Genomic DNA, 25,546 nt, shown 5'->3' on the forward strand with positions numbered 1-25,546 from the left:
TTCCATGTTCGACGTTTCCACACTCTCGGACAGCACCACCCGGTGCGCACCACATCCGGGCACACCCACCAGGCAGCACCCACACCCGGCCACCACCCTGCCCACACCGGGACAGGACACGCCGGCATGTGCGAGTACCAGTGCTCCTTAGAAAGGAGGTGATCCAGCCGCACCTTCCGGTACGGCTACCTTGTTACGACTTCGTCCCAATCGCCGGTCCCACCTTCGACCACTCCCCCCGGCAAACCGGTTGGGCCATGAGCTTCGGGCGTTACCGACTTTCGTGACGTGACGGGCGGTGTGTACAAGGCCCGGGAACGTATTCACCGCAGCACTGCTGATCTGCGATTACTAGCGACTCCGACTTCACAGGGTCGAGTTGCAGACCCCGATCCGAACTGAGACCGGCTTTAAGAGATTCGCTGCCCCTCACGGGTTGGCCACCCTCTGTACCGGCCATTGTAGCATGTGTGAAGCCCTGGGCATAAGGGGCATGATGACTTGACGTCATCCCCACCTTCCTCCGAGTTGACCCCGGCAGTCTCCCGCGAGTCCCCAACCGCATTGCTGGCAACACAGGACAAGGGTTGCGCTCGTTGCGGGACTTAACCCAACATCTCACGACACGAGCTGACGACAGCCATGCACCACCTGTGCACCGGCCCCAAAAAGGGAAACCCTGTCTCCAGAGCGATCCAGGCATGTCAAACCCAGGTAAGGTTCTTCGCGTTGCATCGAATTAATCCACATGCTCCGCCGCTTGTGCGGGCCCCCGTCAATTCCTTTGAGTTTTAGCCTTGCGGCCGTACTCCCCAGGCGGGGCGCTTAATGCGTTAGCTACGGCACGGACACCGTGGAAACAGTCCCCACACCTAGCGCCCAACGTTTACGGCGTGGACTACCAGGGTATCTAATCCTGTTCGCTCCCCACGCTTTCGCTCCTCAGCGTCAGTATCGGCCCAGAGACCCGCCTTCGCCACCGGTGTTCCTCCTGATATCTGCGCATTTCACCGCTACACCAGGAATTCCAGTCTCCCCTACCGAACTCAAGTCTGCCCGTATCGACCGCACGCCTGCCGTTAAGCAACAGGTTTTCACGGCCGACGCGACAAACCGCCTACGAGCTCTTTACGCCCAATAAATCCGGACAACGCTTGCGCCCTACGTATTACCGCGGCTGCTGGCACGTAGTTAGCCGGCGCTTCTTCTGCCCCTACCGTCACCTTCGTCGGGACCGAAAGAGGTTTACAACCCGAAGGCCGTCCTCCCCCACGCGGCGTTGCTGCGTCAGGCTTTCGCCCATTGCGCAAGATTCCCCACTGCAGCCTCCCGTAGGAGTCTGGGCCGTATCTCAGTCCCAGTGTGGCCGGTCACCCTCTCAGGCCGGCTACCCGTCGTCGCCATGGTACGCCGTTACCGCACCATCCAGCTGATAGGCCGCGGGCTCATCCCGTACCGCCGGAGCTTTCCACACACCACCATGCGATGACATGTCCTATCCGGTATTAGACCCCGTTTCCAAGGCTTATCCCCAAGTACAGGGCAGATTGCCCACGTGTTACTCACCCGTCCGCCACTCATCCACCCCTGCGAACAAGAGCTTCAGCGTTCGACTTGCATGTGTTAAGCACGCCGCCAGCGTTCGTCCTGAGCCAGGATCAAACTCTCCAACAAAGGATCATTCAACAACCCCAGCAGAAACACACCCCACAACAGGGCATGCCCCAAAAAAACAAAACCGAAAAAACGGTCCGCATCAAACACAAAACCATCGGCACACTGTTGAGTTCTCAAAGAACACACCCACCACACGGCAGGCCCGCAATAACCGCTTGCTGCACCGAAAACCCTAGCAAACCCACCAGCAACCCACCCAAAGGGGGGTCACCCGAACCGGCCCACCGAGCTCTCACCACGCCACATTCCCACACCGGAAACCCAGCACCGCAACAACACGCTCACCGCATATTAACCTTGCTCCGCTGAAACAGCCCAACCAAACCGGAAACCAATCCCGCCGGACCGCCATTCACCGTAACAAACACCCGAAACCACCCAAAAACCCAGGAAGCAACCGGCCACCAACACCCGACCCGACTCACACCGGCTCGTTCCGTGCTGACAACGAAAACTCTACACATCCCCGAACCCACCCCCCACACCCACCCCCCCACAACCCACAAAACACCAGCACAACCCCCCATTAACACCACATCAACGATTACTCCACGGGACGCAGCCACAGCTTTACGGTGCTCGCGGCCCCCGCAGCTCCGATGGCTTCCAGGAGCTCGTCTGCCGAGACCGCTTCCGATCTCCCGACGGGCACGAACTCGTAGCCCCATGTGCCGAACTCCCGGAGAGCCGCCGCCGGGTCGTCACCCAGCTCAGCCACACCATCAGGCGTGAACGAGCACACAACGGAGGGACGGTCACGCTGCAACAGGTGGCTCATCCCCTGCAGAATTCGATGCACTCGGCTTCCGACATCGATGTGCACCACCGACAGCCGACGGTCGGTCACCACGAGCTGGTTCTCCAACTCCTGGTCCAATCGAACGCCGTGTACCCGCGCGTTCCCATCCGGTTCGGCATCTTCTCCGGCAAGGTCCGTACGCACGTGGAGACCGCCTGAAGCGGGCCATTCGACAGTCAACTCGCCCGGCGAGTCCCAGGCCACGCTTCGGAGCAGCGTCAATCGCCCACCGGTGCCCTCCGGCACGTTGATCTCCACATTGCGCCGCAACAGCCGACTCTCCCGCTCACACGGCTCGACGGCGACCACGGCTCCGCTGTTGCCCAGGCGGCTCAACACGCGAACGGTTTGGTAACCGACATAGGCCCCGACGTCGAGAAACACTCCCTCGGGTTCCAGCAGTGCATCGATCAGTGCGGAGACCTCGCCGTCCCAGGTCGCATGCGAGGACAGCCACGGCAGCATCCGGTTGTCCTCCGAGGGCAGGCGGAGCAAACCGGCATCGCACACCACCGGCGTACTGGTGTCGTCGCCCGTGTCCGTACTGCGCTCGTGTTCCCGCAACAGAATCCGCTGCAGGACGTCGGTGCGGTGCAGTGCGTGGGACGCGTCGTGAGTCGCGTTCTGCAGCCCCGTTTCGAGTTTCCGCTCCTGGGAGTGCTTCGTCTCCGACCACTCCCGCTCCAGGTTGTCGATGCGATCCAGCGTCTTTTCCACCGCGCCGGTCAGGCGATCCAGACGTTCGGTCAGTGCCTCGATCCGATCATCGCCCGCACTGCTTTCCGAGGTGAGGTCTTCCTCGATCCCACGGAGTCTGCGCTGCTGATCGACAAGATCGGTCCTGACTCGGACCATCCCGTCGTCGGTGCCGACAAGCTGTGCACCGAGCTGGTCCTGCCGCTGCTCGAGGCGAGCGAGTTCGGCACGCAGAGCTTCGACATCGAGCTCCTCGCCGGTGCCGGACTGACGCCGCAGCAGCTCGGCGGCAGTCTGCTCCACACCGTCGATCAGGGAACGCATGATGTCGCGAATATGCTCGTCATAGTGGCCGAGCGCTTTCAGCACAGCCTTGCGCAGAGCCGGAGCCATCGAGCTGCGGGCGCCGGCACTCACCTCGGGGGGCCGGTGCAGGGCATGCCGGGCGATCAACAGCGGATGCAATGGATCGTCCTGCCTGCCGTTACGGTCCTCGGCCCACTTCGTTCGCCAACTCCGGTACGCCTGCTCCACCCGGTCGCGCAGTCCCTCCCCCGCCCGTGTCGGGCTGTACTCGGTCAGCAGGCGCTCCCTGGCGGCGGCCCCGAAAGCGGCGGTCTCGTCAGGGGAGCTCGCCATCTCCGCGAGCAGAGCAGCAGCGGCATCGATATCCGGTTCACCCGCATTCTGGCAGGGCACAAGTTTGGTTCCCGGCTCACCGAGTAGTTCCGCAACGGCCCCGTGATCACTGGCCACAGTGGGGATCGCCTGTGCCGCCATCTCGAGCAGGCGCAGTGCGTAGCGGTCACCGCCCACACCACCTTCGGCACGGTGCAGGGAGACCACACAGTCGGACGCCGCGGGCACGGCACCGTCCGGTTCCTCCTCCAGCAACATGATGCGCGGGTCCGTGGTGGTGGCCAGCCGAAGGCGCTCGGCCTCTTCCGGATGGTCGGCTGCCTCGCTGACCGAGATGAGCAGTCGCACGTCCGCACGGTCGGGAAACGCCGCGAGGAACGCGTTGACCAGACCGAGCGCATTGCCCTGCCACTCGTCGGCATGATCGACGAAGGCCCCGAGGACGAACTCGCCGCCCAGGCCGTACCGCGCACGCACCTGCTCACGAGTCGCGGGCTCGACACGGCCGGCATCCGGCAGCGGGAGTGTGGCAACACCCACGCCGACCTGCCCGGCACGCCGTCCGGCACGTCGACTGGTCTCCGACAGCACCCATGTTTCGGTACTGCCGGTGCGGCCCGTCGGGGAGGCAGCCCGGCCATGCCCGGCATGATCGAGATGCCCATCGGGCAGAACGTCGATCACGTAACGCCCCGCAGGAACCGGGAGATCGGTATCGCATCGCAGCACCACCGGATAGTACGGCGTGTCGGCGGACGGGAGCCCGGAAGCTCGCACCGCTGCTCGGACGAGTTCGGCCAACCGACCCGTTCCCAGCACTGCAACACCGAGCTGGTCGACCATCGTCACACGTCGATCGTCCGCCTCCTGGTGCACGGCAGCAGGCGGAATCCGATTGCTCGCGACCCCCACCCCGGCGCACCACTCGTGGAACGAGGCAGCATCGGCGCCGAAGGGGGCCGGGTAGTCGCGCTGAAGCAGCGGATCATCGGCCCAGACCGCGGCGATCCAGCGTGACGCGCCCGCGGCCCGCTGCCATTCGTCGTCGGCGGCACACGCCCATTCCAGAAACGACGACACCGCATCGGCATGGTCCCGCGGCGGCTCGAAAGGACTCGCCGGAACCCTTTCGCCCGTTTGCTCGGCCTGTGCCCAGGCGTGCCGGTATGCACTGCGCAGCGCGGTCGGCACCGTGGTTCCGTTCGGCAGAGCCTCGAAAGGGTGGGACTGCTGCCGGGTATACCCGGCTTCCACCAGCGCATTGCGGTATCCGGCGCACAGTCGTGCCAGCAGCGGATGTTCCGACAGCAGTACGCGCGGTTGGTCAGCGTAGGTCACCGACAGCAGCCAGGGCCGTTGTGGCTCGAAACCATCGAAGTGCACCGTGCGCAGCAGGTGACCATCCACCTGGTACCGACCGTCCGCCGAGACCTCCAGCACTCGCTGGGCGGCGTTGAACGCGGACACACCGATACCGGGATCACGAAGAACCTGATGATCCACCAGCGCGGAGGCGCCTTCCAAAAACGTGGCCACAGCACTCGGCTCGGCCAGTACCTGCTCCGCCCACACGGTGAGGAACCGCTCGCTGCCGGGGCTCACGGCGAGCATGTTCGGGTCGAAGGTCCCGGACTCGGCCAGGTCGGTTGTGCTGGGACGCAGGCCGTCGACGAACAGCGGGCGCAGCACCTTCGGCACCAATGCCACCGGCCGTTGGGGAGTCAGTGCCGCCGCCACGTCGTCGAAACCACCGAAGACCCGCACACAGGGTTCCAGGGAGAACACACAGGCAGCGGATTCCCACAGCAGGCGAGCGAGCAGGCGCGGGCGCAGTACCGCGCGGAGTTGCTCGGCGGTGCACGCCATCGCCAGGCGGGCGAACTCCACGGCGTCCACGCCGATGTCCTCCGGTGTCAGGACCTCGGCGTGTTCCTGAGCACCGATATCCTCCGGCCGTTCCGGCAGCAGGATGACGAATCGGGCACCGGGATGGCTGCTCAGGAACGAGTCGCGCACCACCCGTGCAGCGGGCAGTTGATCCCGGCAAGCAACCGTGCAGCCGAGCAACGGCGTCGCGGGGCCATCGAAGGTCCCGGGGGATTCCCCGGGAGTCTCCGACGGCCATTCCGGCTCGTCGAGCATCTCCTCCGGCCGCGGCGAGAGCTCGGACTGCGAGGTGGGCTCCGGGGCACTCGGCTCACCGGAGGATTCGTAAGGGACCTGGCGATCAGTCACGTGCACGAACGTACCGCCGCATGCCCACCGGAAAACGGACCACCTATCGGACCACCGATCCGTCACAGCATCGGCATCAACGTGCGCAACTCGTAGGGCGTGACATGGCTGCGGTAGGCGTCCCACTCGTCGCGCTTGTTGCGCAGGAAGAAGTCGAACACGTGCTCACCGAGAGTCTCGGCCACCAACTCGGAGGACTCCATCACACTGAGCGCTTCGCTGAGGTTTTGCGGCAGGCTCGCATACCCGGCGGCCTTGCGTTCGCCCTCGGTGAGTGACCACACGTCGTCCTCGGTGGCCGGGGACAGTTCGTAACCCTTCTGCACTCCCTGCAGGCCCGCTGCCAGGATCACCGCGTAGGCGAGGTAGGGATTGCACGCCGCGTCGAGGTTGCGTATCTCCACCCGGCGCGACGAGGACTTGCCCGGAGAATACATCGGAACCCGCACCAGCGCGGATCGGTTGGCGTGGCCCCAGCACACTGCGGTCGGGGCCTCACCGCCGACGACCAACCGCTTGTACGAGTTCACCCACTGGTTCGTGACCGCGCTGATCTCCCTGGCGTGCCGGAGGATTCCGGCGACGAAGGCACGGCCGGTCTCGGACAGTTCGAAGGGGTCCTCGGGATGGTAGAACGCATTCTGATCACCCTCGAACAGGCTGATGTGGGTGTGCATCCCCGAGCCGGGTTGGGCGCTGAACGGCTTGGGCATGAACGACGCGCGCACCCCCTGGGTCAGTGCGACTTCCTTGACGACGTAACGGAAGGTCATCACGTTGTCGGCCATCGTCAACGCGTCGGCATAGCGCAGGTCGATCTCCTGCTGACCGGGTGCTCCCTCGTGGTGACTGAACTCCACCGAGATGCCCATGGCCTCCAGCGTTTCGATGGCGTTGCGCCGGAAGTGCGGGGCGGCATCGTGGCTGGCCTGGTCGAAGTAGCCACCCGAGTCGGCCGGGGTCGGCTCGGTGCCGTCGGTGGGCAGATCCTTGAGCAGGAAAAACTCGATCTCCGGGTGCACGTAGCAGGTGAATCCCGCCTCGGTCGCCTTGGACAGGGTGCGACGCAGGACGTGGCGTGGATCGGCCCAGGCCGGCGATCCGTCGGGCATGGTGATGTCGCACAACATCCGGGCCGAATAATGCTCGCCATCCGGAGTCTCCCAGGGCAGCACCTGGAAGGTGCTGGGATCGGGCTTGGCGACCATGTCGGATTCGTAGATCCGGGAGAATCCCTCGATGGCCGAGCCGTCGAACCCGATGCCCTCGGCGAAGGCGCCCTCCAGTTCGGCGGGCGAAATCGCCACCGACTTGAGGATGCCGAGGACATCGGTGAACCAGAGCCGCACGAAGCGGATGTCGCGTTCCTCCAGGGTGCGGAGTACGAACTCCTGCTGACGGGTCATGCCCCGCAGCCTAAAGCCTCCAGCGGGCATTCACCGCAGCCGTACCCGTGCCACGGCCGTTCCCACGGTCCCGTCGCGAGTTCCTTGCGGGCCTGTCGCGATAGGGCCATCAGCTCGTGCAACGAGTCCCCTCCTGCGGCGGCTTCAGGTCCACCAGGTACCGGATACCCGCCCTGTTCACACACGCGTTGCCCTGTAGAAACACAGTGTGCTGCGTGCCTTCGAAGGTCAACAAGCGGGCACCGAGCGCGTTGGCGAGCCGCTTCCCGGCCGCATACGGCGTGGCCGGGTCACCCGTGGTGGAGATGACCAGTGTCGTCGGCAGTTTCGCCGGGTCGGGTGGCACTTCGTCCGCAGTGACCGGCACGGGCCAGAACGCACACACCCCTCGAGCCGCGCTCGGTGGATGACCGTCGTCCAGGAACGGCGCCGCCTGCTCATAGCGCCGGTCGGCCTTGCGCAACCGCGCACGGTCGGTCAGTCGCGGGTCGTCCACGCAACGCACCGCGTTGAAGGCGTCCGTGAGACCCGAGTAGTGCCCGTTCGGTCCCCGCCCGTAGTAGGAGTCGGCCAGCGCCATCAGGATCCGTCCCTGCCCTCGCGTCAGTTGGAGCAGGCCGCTGTTGAGCCGTTCCCACAGGCGCTTCGAGTACAGCGCCTGGATAGTACCGGTCGTGGCATCCGAATAGGACAGTTTGCGTCCCTCGCCCACCGCGACCGGCTGCTCCAGCAGGGGCCGGGTCAACTGCTGGTACACGGTCACCGCACGCGAGGGGTCGTCACCGAGTGCGCAGGCCTCCTGCCGGGAACACCAAGCCGCGAACGCCTCGAAGGCCTGCTGAAAACCGGCCCCCTGGGCGACGAGTTCGGCCACCTTGCCCTGGTCGGGATCCATGGCACCGTCGAGCACCATCGCGCGGACATTGCCCGGGAACTGCTCGGCGTACTCCGCGCCGATCCGAGTGCCGTAGGAGAAGCCGAGGTAGGTCAGCTTCTTGTCACCGAGGGCCGAGCGGAGCACGTCCATGTCCTTGGCGACATCGCGAGTTCCCATGTTGGCCAGCATCGTGGTTCCGCTGCGTTGCGCGCACTTGCGTGCATAGGCGCGGTGCTCGCGTTCGGTCTGTGCGATCCCGGCGGGTGAGGTGTCCGCGTCGGAGTCGAGTCGTTCGGCGTCGCGCTCGGCGTCGGTCAGACAGTCCACCTGGGGTTCGCTGGCGCCGATTCCTCGGGGGTCGAAGCCGACCAGGTCGAACCGAGCACCGAGTTCCGTGTTCGAGACCGCGCCTGCCAGCCCGGCTGCCATGAGCATGCCGGACGCACCGGGGCCACCGGGGTTGACGACCAACGAACCGATGCGGTGCGCGGGGTCACCCGCCGGTTTACGCAATACGCCGAGTGTGATCGTCTTCCCCTGCGGTGCGGAGTAGTCCATCGGAACCGTCAGCCGGGCACACTCGATCGAACGGTTCCGGAAGGCCGCGCGGGACCGCCCGGTGGTCGCGTATTCCGCACACGGTCCCCATGTCAGGGACTGGCCGTAGTATTCCTTCAGATCAGGGGGCACCGCTCCGGCCGGTCCTCTGCTCTCGGTGTGCAGCTGCGGTGTTCCCGGCTCCTCGGACGGGCTCGGACTACAGGCGACGACGCTGCCGAGCAGGAGGAATGTCACGAGCACGGTCGGTAGGCGAGTCACTCGTTGATCGTGGCACGAGGCCATCACCGGCGCGCACACCGGACCCGGCCAACGTGCGCACAGTGTCCGCGCGAAGATGGAGACATGCCTCAGCTGCGCATCGCTCTCGCACAGGTCAATGCCTGCGCCGGTGACATCAGCGGTAACAGTTCGATGGTTCTGGACTGGACTCGCAGGGCCGTGCGGGAAGGTGCCCATGTGGTCGCGTTCCCCGAGATGGTTCTGTCCGGGTATCCGGTCGAGGACCTCGCGCTGCGGAAGTCGTTCGCGGCAGCCAACCGCTCCGAGGTCGACGCGCTGGCCCTGCGGCTGCACGAGGCGGGATGTGGTGATGCCGTGGTCGTCGTCGGGCATCTGGACCGTGATGACGAGGGAGTGCGCAATGCGGCGTCGCTGCTGCACGGCGGCGAGGTCGTGACCACCTACTACAAGCACCATCTGCCCAACTACGGCGTCTTCGACGAGGCCCGCTACTTCGCACCGGGATACGACCTGCCGATCGTCCGGCTGCACGGAGTGGATATCGGGGTGGTGATCTGCGAGGACATCTGGCAGAACGGCGGCCCCGTGACCGCACTGGGCCGAGTGGGCGTGGATGCCGTCGTGTGCATCAACGGTTCGCCCTACGAACTGGCCAAGGACGATCAGCGCACACCTCTCGTCACCCGGCGGGCGGCCGAGGCCGGTGCTCCGATGGCGTATGTGAACCTGGTCGGCGCGCAGGATGAGCTCGTCTTCGACGGTGACTCGCTGATCGCCACTCCCGAGGGCGGGATTCTCGCACGGGCACCCCAGTTCGTCGAGCACCTGATGGTGCATGACCTGGATCTCACCGGCGGTGGCCACACCTCCACCGACACCTCTCCGGAGCCGGTGGAGGAGGGCACTCCGCTGCACTTCCGGCCGGGCGCTCTGCCCGCCTTCGACGTCGAACGGATCACCCTGCAGCCCGAGCCGCTGCCCATCTACGAGCCGATGCCGTTACCGAGCACGCCCGAGCCCTTGTCGGATGTGGCCGAGGTGTGGTCGGCGCTGGTGACCGGGGTGCGGGATTACGCGCACAAAAACGGGTTCCGCTCGGTGACCTTCGGCTTCTCCGGGGGCATCGACTCGGCGGTGTGTGCGGCATTGACCGCCGATGCCCTGGGCCCCGACGCCTTGTACGGCGTGTCGATGCCGTCGAAGTACTCCACGGAGCACTCCCGGTCCGACGCCGCCGAGCTCGCACGCCGCCTGGGCTGCCACTTCGAGGAGCATCCCGTCGGGGACATGGTCGAGATGTTCGTGGACCGGCTGGGGCTGACCGGGCTGGCCGAGGAGAACGTGCAGGCGCGCTGCCGCGGGGTCACGGTGATGGCGCTGTCCAACCAGCACGGGCACCTCGTGCTCACGCCGGGCAACAAGACCGAGCTCGCGGTCGGCTACTCCACGATCTACGGGGACTCGGTCGGCGGCTTCGCGCCGATCAAGGACGTGCCGAAGACGCTGGTGTGGCGGTTGGCGCGGTGGCGCAACGCCGAGGCGGAGAAGCGCGGGGAGACGCCGCCGATTCCGGAGAACTCGATCAGCAAGGCGCCGTCGGCGGAACTGCGCCCCGGGCAGGTGGACACCGACTCGTTGCCGCCGTACGAAACCCTCGACGAAATCCTCGACGGGTACGTGGAGGGTGACCACAGCTACGCCGATCTGGTCGCGGCCGGATTCGATGCGGATCTCGTCGAGCGGGTGCTGCAGATGGTGGACCGTTCCGAGTACAAACGGCGTCAGTACCCGCCGGGCACCAAGATCAGTCTCAAGGCCTTCGGCCGGGACCGTCGGTTGCCTGTAACCAACCGCTGGCGCGAGGTGCGGCCGTAGGCCCCGAGTATTTTTGCAGTTTCGCGCGAAACTGCAATTTTCTGCCGACACGCCGAGTACCGGAACCGGTCAGTCACGAGTTACGCGCACACGCACGCACACTGTCGAAGGCTGCGGCTTGCAGGGCCAATGCGCGCACTCCGGCGCAGAGCGGGGAGCACGCCACGCGTCGTGCTCGACGTGGGCAGGAGAGCTCCTCGCTACGCACTGGGTGTAGGGGTCATGTCCGGTACCGAAAGACGGTATCCCGACCCCGGCAGCTCAGCCTCGACGCCATCGGAGTGCGCCGGCACGATCCGCAGGGCATCCCGCGGGCGGTGCGCTGGGAAGAACTGGTCGGCGCCGCCATCACCCGCAGGGACGCTCACTGGTCCCCCGTTCAACTCGATCTCTCTCCGGCGGATCCGCAGTTCCGCCACCGGCACCCGGAGATGGAGCATCTCCGGCAGTTCCGCCGGATCGAGAACGGCTACCGGCTGTCCCTGGGAACATCGAACCAACAAGCCCCGAACCAACAGGGGGCCACCACGCGGGTGACCTGACCGCCGCCCGCGTCAACCGAGCCGGGCACGCAGCCTCTCCAACTCGGCATCGTCGAGAACGACATCGAGATCCCGTAACGTGTCCCCGAGGCGCTCGGGCGGAACGGGCGTGCGCTCGACCCGTCCGTCCGCGTGCTCCACGGTGAGCTCGTCACCGACGAGGCGGCGGCTGACACCGTGGCCGATCCGCATGACCACCAGCTTTCCGGTGAACGGCGAGTTCGGATGCGTCGCGGTGTAGTGGTGGGCGACCTCGTAATCCACCGGATGCTGCGGGGTGTCGTCGAAAGCGTGCAGGGCCTCCCACCCGTTTTCCCCGTACTTCGACAGCGTCCACACGCCCTCGTGATGGGTGAGACGGTGTGGCCATCCCGTCTGGTCGACCACGGCCCCGTGCTCCAGCGGCATCGGATGCAGTACTCCGGCACCGAAGCCCACATCGGCGAGATGGTCACCGGCATCGGTGCGCACGATCAGCACCATGTGCGTCCGCGGGCCCGCCCGGTGCGGTTGAACCCGCGCCATCCGGCGCCGCACCGAGAACCCCAGGTGCTCGAGTACGGCGGCGAACAACAGGGCGTGCTCGTAGCAGTACCCACCTCGACGACGTCCGATGAGCTTGTCGGTCACCACGCCCGTTTCCAGTCCGGGATGCTCGCCGAGCACCACGTCGACGTTCTCGAACGGGATCGTGCGCACGTGTGCCTCGTGCAGGGACCGCAACGTCTCGGCGGAGGGTTCCGTGCGAGGACGACCGATACGTTCGAGGTAGGCGTCGACGTCGACGGCGGCGATGTTCCACTCGTCGGTGGCGGTGGCATGCTGTGTGCGGGTGCTCATGACGTCATGCTCCTACTTCGAGCGCACTCGAAGTCAAGATCCCCGGAGCCGGACGAGCCGGGCCGCGACAGCCAGGCAGCGGTCAAGCATGCAGTGGTCAAGCCGAATGTGATGTGTGTCGGAAGTCATCCCGCTCCGGCATCAGCCCGTGTCACTCTGGGACTGCAAGCATCCCTACCAGCCCGTGGACCCGCCGGCCGGGCCGCGAGGAAAGAGGATGGTCGATCATGACTGCGACATCGGGCGAGAATCCCCGGAACGCCGCGGGCAACGCCGCAGCGAGCGAAACCACAGCACCCTACGGCTCCACGCCGCCACGGCGCCGGGTCCGGATCCATCACCTGCAGGAGCTCAAGGAGCGCGGCGAAGCCTGGCCGATGCTCACCTCCTACGACATGTACAGTGCCCGGATCTTCGACGAGTCCGGGATCCCGGTACTGCTCGTGGGGGATTCGGCGGCCAACAACGTCTACGGCTACGAGTCCTCGCTGCCGATCACCGTCGAGGAGCTGCTGCCACTGGTCCGTGCCGTCTCCCGTTCGGCCGAGCACGCCCTGGTCGTCGCCGACCTGCCGTTCGGCTCCTACCAGGCCTCACCGGAGCAGGCGCTGGAAACGGCGGTGCGCTTCATGAAGGAGGGCGCACACGCGGTGAAGCTGGAAGGTGGTCGCCGCTATGCCGCCCATGTGGAGGCCCTCGTCGCCGCCGGTATCCCCGTGATGGGCCACATCGGGTTCACTCCGCAGAGCGAGCACGGGCTCGGCGGCTACCGCGTCCAGGCACGCGGTGAACAGGGCGAGGAGCTGGTCGCCGACGCGCTCGCGCTGCAGGAAGCGGGGGCGTTCTCGGTGGTACTCGAGATGGTCTCCGGCCAAGCCGCCAAGCGGGTCACCTCCGAACTGCGCATCCCCACGATCGGCATCGGCGCCGGGCCGGACTGCGATGCGCAGGTGCTGGTGTGGACCGACATGGCCGGGATGAACACCGGCCGTACGGCGCGCTTCGTCAAGCGTTACGCCGATCTCGGCGGCATGCTCTCCGAGGCCGCGAGCAGCTTCGCCGCCGACGTGCGTGGGGGGAACTTCCCCGCCCCGGAGCACAGCTTCGACTGACCGCGCCGCGGGACCGTGCTTCCCGAAGGTGGATGCGTCGTTGTGGCAACAGTAATGCCACAACGACGCTTTCACCCCGGCAGCTCGGGCGGGGTGCCGTCGCCGAACGGTCGCCCGCCCAACGCCTCGCGGCCGTGCGGAGTGTGCCAGCCGGACGGGTCCGGCCCTGCCGGGACGATGCCGGTCGGATTGATCTGCGCGTGCGTGCTGTAGTAGTGCCGCTTGATGTGGTCGAAGTCGACCGTGTCCCCGAAGCCCGGCGTCTGGAACAGATCGCGCGCGTAGGCCCACAGCACCGGTAGTTCGGTGAGCTTGTGCCGGTTGCACTTGAAGTGCCCGTGATAGGCCGCGTCGAATCGGACCAGCGTGGTGAACAGCCGGATATCGGCCTCGGTGATCGTGTCACCGACCAGGAAACGTTGCGACTCCAACCGCTCGGAAAGCCGATCCAGCCGAGCGAACAAGGCATCGAAGGCCCGTTCATAGGCCTCCTGCGAGGTCGCGAATCCGCACTTGTACACGCCGTTGTTCACATCCTGGTACACCACGGCGTTGACCTCGTCGATCTCCGCGCGCAGCTCCGGTGGGTACAGCGCCGGAGCACCCGGGCGGTGGAACCGCGCCCACTCGGTGGACAGGTCGAGCGTGAGCTGCGGATAATCGTTGGTGACCACGCGCCCCGACTCCACGTCGACCACGGCGGGCACGGTGTAGCGTCCGCTGTAGTACTGGTCGCCCGCCAAGTACGCGTCGGCCAGGAACGACAGACCCGTGACCGGGTCCCGACCGTCCGGGTCCAGCGTGAATCGCCATCCCCGCTCGTCCCGCAGGGGGTCGACGATACCGAGTGAAAGCACCTCCTCCAGCCCCAGCAGGCGGCGGGCGATCACCGATCGATGCGCCCACGGGCAGGCCAGGCTGACCACCAAGTGGTAGCGGCCGGGTTCGGCCTTCCATCCGGACGAACCGTCGGCGGTGATCCGCTCGGTGAACCGATTCGCCTGCCGTACCCACTCACCGCGCTGTGAGGTTTCCGCACTGAACTGGACCATGTCTCCACTCTAGAACGGCTCGGCCCGCTGTGGAGCGCAGCGCTGCCCGCGACGTCGTATCGCGACGTCGTATGGAGTGAACGGAACTTTCGTCCCGTCCATGTGTGAAGTTTCCGTTCACCCCTGATTGTCCCCGGCTCGGCGCCTCACACGTCGGTGATCCGCAACCCGGCATGTGCCTTGTAGCGACGGTTGATCGCAATCACGTTCGCGGTCAGCGCCTCCACCTGGTGGGCGTTGCGCAGGCGACCGCCGTAGATGCCGCGTACCCCCGGAATCACATCCGCCAGTTCCCGAATCACATCGGTGGCCTCCCGATCGTCACCGAGGACCAGGACGTCGAGGTCGACGTGGGTCACACTGGTGTCCGCCAGCGTGACGGCCGAGACATGATGGAACGCGGCGGTCACCCGGGATTCGGGCAGCAGGGATTCGGCCTGCTGCGCAGCACTACCCTCGGGAACCGTCAGTGCATGGGGTCCCTTTTTGTCGAAACCGAGCGGGTTGACGCAGTCCACCACGATCTTGCCCGCGAGCTCGTTCTTCAACGACAGCAGCGTGTCCTGGTGGCCGTCCCAGGGGATCGCCGCCAGGACGATGTCGGCGTCCGCAGCGCATCCCGCGTTGTCCTGCCCGGTGATGTCGCCGCCGACGGATTCGGCGATCTCGGCTGCCGCCTCCTGCGCACGCTCGGCCGACCGCGAACCGATCACCACTTTCAGGCCTGCCTGGGCCCACCGCAGGGCCAGACCCTTGCCCTGCGGACCGGTCCCCCCCAGAACACCGATCGTCCGATCCCGCACACCAGCCATAACGGCCCCTTTCCGCGCCATCGATACTTCGCCATCGATACTTCGGTGTCCACGATCGTGCCCGAAGCGGAGATTCCGCCAGATCACCCGGGTGTGGGCGCCATCACTTCGAAGGCGACATCACGCCGAACCGGGTCGGCCTCGGTCAACCGGACCCACACGCGCTGCCCTTCGACAAGGTGGTCTCCTGTACATCGCGCGATGACCGGTGGGTCGGGGACGAACACCTCACCGGAATCCCCCTCGCCGCTCGAACGCAGGACAGTGGCGGTGAACTCCTCGCCGACCCGGTCTGCCAGGGTCCACGCCTGAGCTTGCGCGATGCACATACGCTCCACCTGTCCTGCCATCCTGTCCGAACCGCCCATCGCCGACGGCAATTGCGGCAGTGCCGCGTGCACCCAATCCGGCACGTCGCGCCCGGCGTGGACGGCCAGACAGATCTCCGCGCCGTACCGGTCCACGAGCCTGCGCAGCGGCGCGGTGACATGGGCGTAGGCCGCGCCGATTCCCGCATGGCGGGTCTTGTCCGGCGCACCCTTGTCGAACGCCGTGTATCCCGCGCCCCGCAGCAACCGGGTAGCCGCCACGTGCAGGGCCAGCGCTTCCGGCCGAGTGGGATCGAGGTCGGAGAGGAACTCGGCGGGCACCTGCTGTTCGGACCACTCCAGACCGAGCCCGACTGCCGAATGACGCAGGCCGGCGATCGTCTCGGGTTCCGGTTCGGGGACCGTGCGCAGCACACCGACCCCGCTTTCGAGCATGATATCCGCAGCACACATACCCGTGAGCAGGGAGATTTCCGCGTTGAAGGCCTCCAGTCGCAGCCGGGGACGCAGGGCCAGCCGCCAACCGCCCGCACCGTCGGACTCCACCTGCTGCTCGGGCGGCTCCAGTTCGATCGCCCCGCGATGGACGGCCTGCTCCCGGCGTAACCGGCCCACCTCGGGAAGCAGCGCCACCGCCGGATGGGCGATGCCGGCATTCAGGGACTGCTGCACTCCCTCGTAATCGAGTCGGGCGACGGAGCGGACCACGGCTCGCCGCACGTCCACCCGGACGGGCGCGGCGTCGCGGTCCACGTCGATGGTCCACAGCACGGCGGGACGTATCTGATCGGGCAGCAGGCTGGCCGCGCCCTCCGACAGCAACGTCGGGTGCAGCGGCACGTTGCCGTCCGGCAGGTAGAGGGTCTGACCACGGCGGCGTACCTCGGCATCCAGGGCACCACCCGGTGGAACGAAAGCCGCGACGTCGGCGATGGCGTAGTGGATCCGGTAGCCACGGCTCCCACGACGATCGATCAACAGGGCCTGATCGAGGTCCTTGGCTCCGGGGGGATCCACCGTGACCAGCGGCAGGTCCGTGGCATCCACGCGAGTCGCGTCGAACACGGGTTGAGCCACGGTTTGCTCGACCTCACTCAATGCGGCGGCCGGATACTCCACCGGTAGGCCCAGTTCGGCGCGCACCGCCGAGAAGTCCAGTCCGATCTCGGCGGACCGGGAGGAAGCAGCGTCCACGGACGCGGCGGCAGTGCCGGTTCCGCTGTGTGCTGCCCGCGCCGCCGCCATGGGAGTTCAGTCTCCCTCGTTCCAGCGGCGCTCGGCTTCGTCGACCGCCTCGGTGCGCTGCCGGGCCAGTTCCAGAGCCTGCGCTGCGGTGTTCCTGTCCGGATACGGACCCAACCGATCCGCCGAACGGCAACCGGCACCGGCTTCGACCTCCTGATGCTTCAGGCAGAAGTACCAACCATTCGGGTCCATACTTCGAGGCTCGCATGCCCACCGGCGCCTGTCACGTGCTCACGTCGTATTCCGCGTCCGCGAGGATCGATCAGGTGCTGCGAAGGCAGTACCGGCGGGTGCAGTACCGGCGGGTGCCGTGTCGGCCGGTGTCGGCGGAAGGCAATACCAGCGGGGGGACGATCACCAGCTCGGCGGGGCCGGCGGGGGTGCGGTACCGGAGCCCGGGTCGGGTTGCCGCTTGGGGACCGGATCCAAGCACGAGACCAGGACCTGTCGCTCCTCCGGGTCGGGAATCCGGGTACCGTCCCGCTGCCGGTACTCCAGCTCACCACTGTCGCCGACCTCGACGGTGCACCCCACCTCGGCGAGCTGGTCATCGTCGAGGTCCACCAGCCACTCGTAGCGAGAGGGCACGACCTGGTAAACGGGCCACTGCAGATGCCCGAAGGCCTCGTGGAACTCGGCCAGCAGCCTGTGCATGTGCTGCTGCCACGGTAAGGGCATGGATTCCGCCAACGAGCGTGGAAGCACCGCGTACCCGTTGTCGACTCCGCGTCGCGCACCGGACTGCTCGACCCGGTCCAGGTAATCCCCGAGAGGAGTACTCGACGCGGGCGGGCCGGTCGGCCGCGGAATGGGGTCAGGGGTGAACATGCTCATCCTCCTGGATAGTGCGGCGGCGTCGCCGTCCTCTGCTCGGCCGGGTCCGAAACATTCTCGCCCCTCGGTCCGGCTGCGGGACAGTCACACGGCGTGCGCGTCGCATGGCGAGCCGCTGCTTACGCCGACGACTCCGGTGCCGGGCGGACCGCGGTCGGCATCAGCTCACCGCCGTCCCACAGCGCCGCGCGTTCCACGGTCTCCCCCGGCTGAGGAGCGTGCAGGACCTCGTCGTCGCCGAGATACAGCGCCACGTGATGAATCGCGTCCGGATTCCGCCCGTATCCCCAGAACAGGAGATCACCGGGCTGAGCTCGGGACAGCGGTACGTGCTTGCCGCCCTGGTCGTACTGGTTCTGGGAAACCCGGGGAATCTGCACGCCCGCCGCTGCCCAGGCCTGCTGGGTCAGTCCGGAACAGTCGAAGGTGTGCGGGCCCTCCGCCCCCCACACGTAGGGATCCCCGAGCTGGTTCTTCGCGTACTCGATCGCCTGTCCCGCCAGCAGCGTGGTCGAGGGCAGGGACTCACAGCCGCTGACACCGTGCACGTTGCCCTCGGTGCTGACCAGATATGCCGCCAGGGCTTCGGCATCGTGGTACCGGCTCGGGTAGTCCGAGCGCTCGACGGCCTGGGCCGCCTTGCCCGGACGCATCTCCTTCCACCCCTCGACGGTCAGCAGGACGTCGTAGAACTTGTTGATCGCGTAATCGACGTTGGTGACCTGGGCAACGCTGCCCCATCCCTGCGAGGGTCGCATTTGGAACACGCCCTGCGAATCGGCATGCCCGTAATGGACGTTACGCAGGTTCGACTCGGTCTTGCCCGCCTGGATGGCGATCTGCCAGGCGCGCGGCGGCAGCCCCCGCTGCTTGCCGACCTCGATGATCCGCCGCACGATACCGCGCTGTTCTTCGTCCAGAGCCTGCGCGGCTCGTTTTCCCTGGTTCTCGTCACCACCCCATGCCCCCAGCGCAGTGCTGCACTGCGACCAGCTTTGACCCGAGCGACCACCGAGACCGGCAAGCAGGCCCGTCACGGCCCCCACACCGATCAGCGCACCGAATCCCAGGAGCAGAACCAGGGCCACAGCCAGTTTGCGCATGTCAAGCCGCCTTCTCGTAACCGGCCACCCGCCACCCGTCGGGCGTCTTCACCACTCGAACCCGGAGGGCACCCGCATCGGTGGGCAACCGGACCTGCATCGAGGTCGCGGTCGAGGTGGTCGCCTCGGGCTCTCCGGTGACCTTGGTCGCCGCGACGTTCGCCGGATTCACGGTGGCCAGCACGGTGCTGAATTCGGCGGTGGTATACGGACGCAGCCGCTCCAGCCACTCGCCGGAATCGGTCTCGGGCGAGTGCTTGACCCACTGCTTGCCCCAGGTCCCCACCACGGACACCCCTGCCGGGTCCGGTGGTGCCGAGGGCGGAGGCTTCCGCGGAACCGAGATCGACGGTGGGGACCCTTCCTCGTCCACGCCCGTACGCGTGCCCGTTCCCGTGACCGCGCCCGTACCCGTGTCCTCGCGGTATCCGGGAGCACGGCCCTCCCGCACGCGAGCCTCGCCGGGAGGCGGCTCCGGCAGGAGCAGACCCACGGCGCTGGCTATCACGATGAGTCCGAGGACCGCGGCGATCAGGTGCTTCGGCGAGCGCAGCGGCCATCCCCAAAGTCGGCGGTAGACCGCCGCACGGCCCCGGTGGGTTCGGATCGGCATGGGTCTCTCCGTCTCACAGTCTTATGACGTTCCTCAGCCATCGGCGACCTCCAGTCCCCGTGTGGGGTGATAGACGACGTTGACCGGCCGCCCGGCCACGACCTCGGGGTCCGGCCGCCGCCGCACCTCCGAGGCGGTCGCAGGCGAAGCCACTGTCGCTCCTGCTCGGGACGGCACGAGTATCGAATCCTCGTCGTGCGTGTCCCAGGCGGCGTCCACCACGGGAGCGGTATCGACGGTCCGGCTGTGGCCGGATGCCTGCGGCAGTGCGTTCGCGCGTTGCGTCGAACCCGGACGCCGCTGATCGGTGCCGTCCCCTGTCGACGGCACACTTCCCCGGGAGGCATCGGTCGGTGGCGGCCCCGAGGACAGCTCCTGCGGCAGGTTCTCGCGATCCATGCGTTGAGCCGTGGCCGCCACCAGTGGCGATTCGGATTCCGACTCCGGACGCGCACGTCGCCTTCCCCGCTGCGGCGGGACGGTGCCCTCCTCCGGATCGGATTCCCGTACCTGCTCCCAGAAATCATCCTGCGGCCCGGACTGCTCGCCGCGGGAGCGGCCACGGAAACGGGAGAAAACGCCGGGCGGTACTCGCGGCATGGCTCCCCCGGCCGCACCGACCGACAGCTCGACCATCTGCCCCATCCTGCGGACGGGCTTTCCGAGCATGAGAAACACGATGGTCAGGAGTCCGGCCAGCAGTATCCGGGTGAGCGCGCTGAACCCGCGCTCCGAATCGAAGATCCAGGTCAGTACCAGGGTGTGGATTCCGGCCATCGCCGCGATCACCACGACGTTGAGCAACGTCGCACCCGCCACGCGGCCGACCGTGCGCAGCACTTCGTGATGCACCAGCGCCACAAGACCGATCAGGGGGCCCGCCAGAATCAGCACACGCAACAGGACCTGCGCGAGCAGGATCGCGGCCTTGGCCAGCAACTGGAACGAGGTGTAGGCCAAGCCCTGCAGCATCGCGAGCATTCCGGCTCCGATACGGCTGCCGTCCACCCCCCGGAAGTAGCCGTAGGCGCTGCCCATCCTGGCGGCGACTTCCTCGAATTTTCGCTTCTTCTCCTCGGCCGAGCCCGGTTCGACACCGTCGAGTATTTCCGTCTTGCTCCAGGCCTGGGCCGACAGCAGCTCCATGCCGAGGTCCTCGGCCTTCGGGGATTCGGGAGTGCCGAACTCACCACGCAGCCAGTTGCGGTAGACGACCTCGTTGTGCAGCAGGGTGGGCAACGCGTCGCGTTCGTCGACACCGACCTCGGCCAGGAAACCACCCTGCACCGCCGAGGTACCGGTGATGACCACCTCGTCCAGTGCGTGGGTGTAGATCAACGGCGTGAGGTAGGTCGCCGAGGCGAACCACAGTGCGGCCAGTGCCCACATGGTGCGCTTGCCGATCGTGGCCAGATCGCCCTGCCAGATGTAGCGGAACAGCACGATCGCCAGGACCAGCGCGGCCAGACCGAACCACGGGGTGAACACGCTGTCGTACAGGGCAACCGTGCCGGTTGCGATCACCTCGTCCAGCGGGTCCAGGATGTTGCCGGACAGCAGTGCGTAGTGCAGCCCGTTGGTGGCACCGACGAGATTCTTGGCCACATTGAACAGTTGGTTGCCGATCCAGGTACCGACCAGGGCGTTCGGGTTGGTGACTCCCTGCGGACCACAGCCGAGATCATAAGTGTGCCATACCTGACCGGCGTAACCGTAAAGATCGTAGGCACTTCCCGACTGGCCGACACCGATCGGAGCCGGGTCGAGAGCGCCGACCATGCCGGAGCCGGGACGTTCCGGATTCGGGGGTTGGGTGCAATCGAAGGGCTGGGCGGCGGCGGGCACGCCGACCAGCGCCTGAATGCCGAGGATCGCGGTCACGGCCACCAGGGCACCGCGTCGACCGGGTCGGCGCGGGCGGGGAACCGGATGTCCGGTCCACCGGCGCACTCGCCACAGCACGACAACCGTCACCAGCGCACTCACCACGATGACCCACACGACTATCGGGCTCCCTGTGCGTCATCTCCGGCTCGATGGCCGTTGTTGCCCGCAGCGTCCTCGTAGCGCGAATCCTGCTGCTCACTCCTGCCGACTCCGGCTCTCTCCAGTTCCCACTCGTCGAACTCGCCGTACTCGTCACCACCGTCCAGGTCGCCCGGCTCGTTCGGATCGCCGAGCATCTCCGGAATCGGAGCGGCAGCCGCGTCCGAATTGGCCGTCCGATCACCGGGACCGTTGGTGCCGGGGGCGGGACTCTCCTCCCGGGTCGCCGGGGTCGTGTCGAGCGCACCACGCAGGTGTTCCAGGTGGGGGCCGTCGAAGTCGATGCGGATGCGCTCCACACCACTGGCTCCGTCACCGAAGATGAACTGCCTCGGTGAACGGTCCCGCTCGGTATTGTTGCGGGACGGTCCCGGACGACGACCCAGTCCCGCGATCACCTGCTCGTAGCCGGCCTCGACCGGCACCTTCAGGAGCCGCAGTGCGTCCGACTGCGCCTGCTCATCGTCGAGCCTGCCCACGAACACCGAATCGAGCAGTGATACGAATCCCTCGATACGCAGGAAATCCGCGGGAATCTGACTCGACAGCAGTACCCGGACGTTCCACTTGCGAGAGTCACGGGCGAATCGGTTCATCAGCACCCGGCCGGTGGGCACCTCCGACAGGAAGAAGGCCTCGTCGATCCACACTCCCTTACGTTCGTCCTTGGGTCGCTCGTAGACGGAGCGCTGCGTGAGCCAGGCCGCCAGGTTGAGCAGCTGGACACCGAGTGCCTCGCTGTCGGTCCAGTGTTCCCGACCGACATCGTCCTTCGGCAGGGTCAGGCCCGCCATGCTGAGTACGGTCAGTCGATCCTCGCGGGTCTGCGAATACGGGTCGGCATCGGCTTCCGGGATCAGCAGCGACATCCGCTCGCGCATCTCGTCGAGGAAGTCGGCGACCACGATCGCGTGTTCGTGATGTTCACTGGCATCCCGCCGGAGCGCTTCGAACACCAGTCCGGGATGCGCGTCCGTACGACCACCGACGGCACGGACCGCGCGCAGCAGGACGATCCGCGTCTGCGGCATCCGCGCGACCTCGTAGGGCAGCAGGCCGCTCAGCACGTCGAGGACGAGCCTGCGCCGGGTCGCCGCGGCCAGGGCACGTTCGCGCCGCCAAGCGCGTTCGGGGTCGTCCTCGTCCAGGAAGTGCTCCAGCTGGGGTTCGGCGACGACGCGGTACGGGTTGAGGATGCCGGGCTGCGCGTTGAGCAGGTTGATCGGTCTCGCATACGGACGCAGTTCCGGTAATTGACACAGCTCCGCCAACGGACCCGAAGGGTCCAGCAACGTCCAGTGCGCACCGGAGCGCAACGTCTTGTAGACGACGCCACCACCGAGGAAGGAGTTGTGCGTCGGAATGCACGTTTCCCCGGCCAAATACGTGTGGTCTGCGTTGTCCACCTGGACACAACGCACCGGAACGGACTCCACCGGCACGACATCGGTGATGTAGCGGTAACGGTTCGTGTCCCGGATGCTCGGATTGAGAAGCGCCAGTTTCCGAGTGATTCGGAACACCTTGTCCGAGGTGGTGAACGAGATGATGTAGGCGGTCGATGTGTGCGGATGCCGCCCCTTCACCTGCTTCGTGCGCAACCGAGCCTGGTACCCGAGACCCAACGCCAGTTCGCGAACATCCCGAGCCAATCGCTGGTTCGTCACGGAGAGCTCTATGCCGCCCGTCGGCTTGCAGTGCCCGTCCGTATCGAGCAGACCGGCGAGCAAGGCGCGGCGCTGCCTTTCGGAGGCTCGCAAGTAGCCGGCCGGGATGTGTTTGTCACCCAGCAGGCCCATCCGCCTCAGATTCTGCTGTACCGTGCCCGGCAGACTGAAGTCCTGTTGCGACGGACGATACCTGCACTCCTGGCCGGTAGCCTCGATCTCGTCAATGATCTCACGGTCGAAGGCTGTGATGGCCGCTCGGCAGGAGATTCCGTCGCCGAGCCACACCCCGAGCAGATACGGCTCGATGGGCAACTCGGCTTCCGGGAGGTCGAACGCCGATGCGACCGGAACCGCGTGGTTGTTCTGCCGACCGGACTTGAGTGACTCGGCGATCTCGGCGGTCGTATGGACCGCGGGGAGTTGATTGGCCACCAGCGACACTTCACCGCGACGCTGGTGGCCACGAACGAAGCGCGAGCAGTAGAACGCGCCGTCGCTGCGGGCATCGGGGGTACGCCGGTAGGTCCACCTGGTCGTCGGCTGACCACAACCACAGGCACAGCGCCCCGGAGGTGGTTCAGGACTCGGCATCACGGCGTCGGCCCGACGGACTCGTTCCTCGAGACGGTTCCGGGCCTTCCAGTCCTTCCTCGTCCGCGTCAACCACTGATGCTGCGCATCGGCGCGTATCACGGACCCGTCGGAGAACACTACGTCGTAACACGGACGATCGAGCAAGACGTCGGTTGCCGCGGTCACGCGGGTTGGCTTGCCGTCCATTCCCAGCAGCTGATCACCGACCTCGACCTCGCCCATCGTGGTCCAGCCGCTCGGGGTGGGCAGCGGGGTGTCCAGGGCGAGCGCTTTGCCACCACCGAGCCCCGCGACCATCGCGGTCAGCCCCGATGCGTCCCGGACCTCCTGCGCCATCCACGGGTCCCAGGCCACCGGCCGCCGAGTCGCCGTGCAGGTCTCGCCGAGCAGGATGCCGCGCCGGTCGCCGACTTCCGCCGTGGCTTGCGGCACGGCCGAGGCCGCCCACACGACCGAGCCGCGTCGCAGGTAGGCGGCCGAGGCCAGCGACTCGCCGGGGATGAACTCCCGAGCCATCGAGTACTGCGCTTCCGGATGCTCGATGGCGACCTTCGGTTTGTACAGGTCGAGGATCTGCTGTGCCAAGCGCAGCGCGTCCCGCTCGGTGGGTCCGGACACCGCCATGCGCCACCACGAACGAACTCGGGTGGCCAGGGCGGTGAATCCGGACGTCATCTCGTCGTCGATCTCGAGGACACGGCCCGCTTGTCGCTCCAGCGAGGTCGGTGGTTCGAGTCCGTGTTCTTCGGTGTAGTGCCGGACCTGCGAGCGCACCTTGTTCATCTGCCGCTGCAGTTCACCACCGACGTCCTCGGGGCGCCGCACGTAGATCCGCGCCGACCACTCGACCGGCGCGGGCAGACGATCCGAATGCTGCATCCACGGGTCGTCCACCTCGGGAATCTGCAACCCGTGTGTCTGCCCGACCGTCAACACCGCAACGTGCCGGGTCACTCCCGCGTTCGAGCCCGTGCGGCCGCGGACCGTCGTGGTCGGCGCATAGGGCTCCTGATGCATGTCGGCGGCGTCGGTGAACGACGCGAGATCCTCCGGTTCCCATTCCGCCCCGGGCACCGCGGGCAGATTGCGGGGCGCGGGCAGCCCCAGTGAACAGGACCGGTGCATCAGCCAGGAAATCTCCTCGGCGGTGACCGGTCGGCCATCCAGGCCCGCCGAACCGATCACCTGGTCCAGGTGCTCGATTTCGCTGTCCAAAGCGACGAGTTCGGCATCCACCGCTTCCGGAAACACTCGCCGCAGCAACGGAGCGGCCCGTTCGACGGCCCGGTCCATGACATTGCGCGTCTGGACCTGCACACCGAGGTAGACCTCTTTCTCCGCCATCGAACGGCCCATCAACTGCTGCTGCTCGCCGATCATGTAGTCGTCGAAACTCAGTGCCTCGGGCACATCGGGCAGCCGGTTGCGGGCATTGTGCACGTGGGCCTCGGCCCACATCCGGATCGGATACGGCCGGTTCGTCACACGCAGGTGCATCCACCTGCCCTGCAGTTCCGCGTACTGGCCCGCGATGGCGGCGATGAGGTTCTGCCGCTGGGAGTCCGAGCGGAACGACCACCGCTGTGCGGACAGTCGGTACCAGGCGAACACGTCCTGACCGGTGCGAAGCAGGTGGCCGTCGATGGAGCGTGCGGCAATCGAGGGGGTGTAGGACGGGATCGACTGCTCGTCGGGAAGCCTGCGTCCCGTGCGCTTACCGGCATTTTTCGCCTGGAACATCCCCGCCTT

General features: G+C 66.7%; 16 protein-coding genes and 1 rRNA gene. 3 read left to right on the plus strand and 14 right to left on the minus strand.

The window, feature by feature from the left end:
- Nucleotides 1-151: 151 nt before the first annotated feature.
- From JOF55_RS04850 to JOF55_RS04865, 4 genes are all read right to left on the minus strand, one after another.
- Nucleotides 152-1,674, minus strand: a 16S ribosomal RNA gene (locus JOF55_RS04850).
- Nucleotides 1,675-2,221: 547 nt separating this feature from the next.
- Nucleotides 2,222-6,046, minus strand: coding sequence for an FkbM family methyltransferase (locus tag JOF55_RS04855; protein ID WP_310270196.1), 3,825 nt, complete (start codon nt 6,044-6,046; stop codon nt 2,222-2,224).
- A gap of 62 nt (nt 6,047-6,108) precedes the next feature.
- A complete protein-coding gene (gene glnA / locus JOF55_RS04860; protein ID WP_310270199.1) occupies nt 6,109-7,452 on the minus strand; it encodes a type I glutamate--ammonia ligase in 1,344 nt (447 codons plus the stop codon).
- A 109-nt stretch (nt 7,453-7,561) separates the two neighbouring features.
- Nucleotides 7,562-9,172 carry an alpha/beta hydrolase gene (locus JOF55_RS04865; RefSeq protein WP_374727226.1) on the minus strand — a complete coding sequence of 537 codons (1,611 nt, stop codon included), beginning with the start codon at nt 9,170-9,172 and terminating at the stop codon, nt 7,562-7,564.
- 60 nt (nt 9,173-9,232) lie between these two features.
- Between JOF55_RS04865 and JOF55_RS04870 the strand changes: the two genes are divergently transcribed.
- The gene (locus tag JOF55_RS04870; RefSeq protein ID WP_310270205.1) at nt 9,233-11,005 is read left to right on the plus strand and encodes an NAD+ synthase; all 1,773 of its coding nucleotides are present in this window, start codon (nt 9,233-9,235) and stop codon (nt 11,003-11,005) included.
- A gap of 281 nt (nt 11,006-11,286) precedes the next feature.
- Nucleotides 11,287-11,547: a hypothetical protein gene (locus JOF55_RS04875; RefSeq protein WP_310270209.1), complete on the plus strand. Its 261-nt coding sequence runs from the start codon at nt 11,287-11,289 to the stop codon at nt 11,545-11,547.
- A 12-nt stretch (nt 11,548-11,559) separates the two neighbouring features.
- On the opposite strand, the gene JOF55_RS04880 is transcribed toward JOF55_RS04875, so the two are convergent.
- Nucleotides 11,560-12,387 (minus strand): arylamine N-acetyltransferase family protein, encoded by an 828-nt coding sequence (locus tag JOF55_RS04880; RefSeq protein ID WP_310270212.1) that lies wholly within the window; start codon nt 12,385-12,387, stop codon nt 11,560-11,562.
- 227 nt (nt 12,388-12,614) lie between these two features.
- Here JOF55_RS04880 and panB point away from each other — a divergent pair, with 227 nt between their 5' ends.
- Entirely contained in the window at nt 12,615-13,499 is an 885-nt protein-coding gene (gene panB, locus JOF55_RS04885) for a 3-methyl-2-oxobutanoate hydroxymethyltransferase (RefSeq protein WP_310270215.1), read from the plus strand.
- Between the two features lie 71 nt (nt 13,500-13,570).
- On the opposite strand, the gene JOF55_RS04890 is transcribed toward panB, so the two are convergent.
- From JOF55_RS04890 to JOF55_RS04930, 9 genes are all read right to left on the minus strand, one after another.
- Nucleotides 13,571-14,551, minus strand: a complete 981-nt coding sequence (locus JOF55_RS04890; protein ID WP_310270218.1) for a glutathione S-transferase family protein — start codon at nt 14,549-14,551, stop codon at nt 13,571-13,573.
- 146 nt (nt 14,552-14,697) lie between these two features.
- Nucleotides 14,698-15,363, minus strand: a complete 666-nt coding sequence (npdG, locus tag JOF55_RS04895) for an NADPH-dependent F420 reductase (protein ID WP_310270221.1) — start codon at nt 15,361-15,363, stop codon at nt 14,698-14,700.
- A gap of 83 nt (nt 15,364-15,446) precedes the next feature.
- Complete coding sequence (locus JOF55_RS04900; RefSeq protein WP_310270224.1) at nt 15,447-16,937, minus strand: RNB domain-containing ribonuclease; 1,491 nt, start codon at nt 16,935-16,937, stop codon at nt 15,447-15,449.
- A 6-nt stretch (nt 16,938-16,943) separates the two neighbouring features.
- Nucleotides 16,944-17,129, minus strand: coding sequence for a hypothetical protein (locus tag JOF55_RS04905; protein ID WP_310270227.1), 186 nt, complete (start codon nt 17,127-17,129; stop codon nt 16,944-16,946).
- 162 nt (nt 17,130-17,291) lie between these two features.
- Complete coding sequence (locus tag JOF55_RS04910; RefSeq protein WP_310270230.1) at nt 17,292-17,765, minus strand: hypothetical protein; 474 nt, start codon at nt 17,763-17,765, stop codon at nt 17,292-17,294.
- 125 nt (nt 17,766-17,890) lie between these two features.
- On the minus strand, nt 17,891-18,874 hold the full coding sequence (locus tag JOF55_RS04915; RefSeq protein ID WP_310270233.1) for a C40 family peptidase: 984 nt from the start codon (nt 18,872-18,874) through the stop codon (nt 17,891-17,893).
- A 1-nt stretch (nt 18,875) separates the two neighbouring features.
- A complete protein-coding gene (locus JOF55_RS04920) occupies nt 18,876-19,487 on the minus strand; it encodes a hypothetical protein (RefSeq protein WP_310270236.1) in 612 nt (203 codons plus the stop codon).
- 33 nt (nt 19,488-19,520) lie between these two features.
- On the minus strand, nt 19,521-21,488 hold the full coding sequence (locus tag JOF55_RS04925; RefSeq protein ID WP_310270239.1) for a hypothetical protein: 1,968 nt from the start codon (nt 21,486-21,488) through the stop codon (nt 19,521-19,523).
- 2 nt (nt 21,489-21,490) lie between these two features.
- Nucleotides 21,491-25,537 (minus strand): ATP-binding protein, encoded by a 4,047-nt coding sequence (locus JOF55_RS04930; protein WP_374727394.1) that lies wholly within the window; start codon nt 25,535-25,537, stop codon nt 21,491-21,493.
- Nucleotides 25,538-25,546 lie beyond the last annotated feature (9 nt).

Source organism: Haloactinomyces albus (assembly GCF_031458135.1).
In the GTDB taxonomy this organism is placed as follows: domain Bacteria; phylum Actinomycetota; class Actinomycetes; order Mycobacteriales; family Pseudonocardiaceae; genus Haloactinomyces; species Haloactinomyces albus.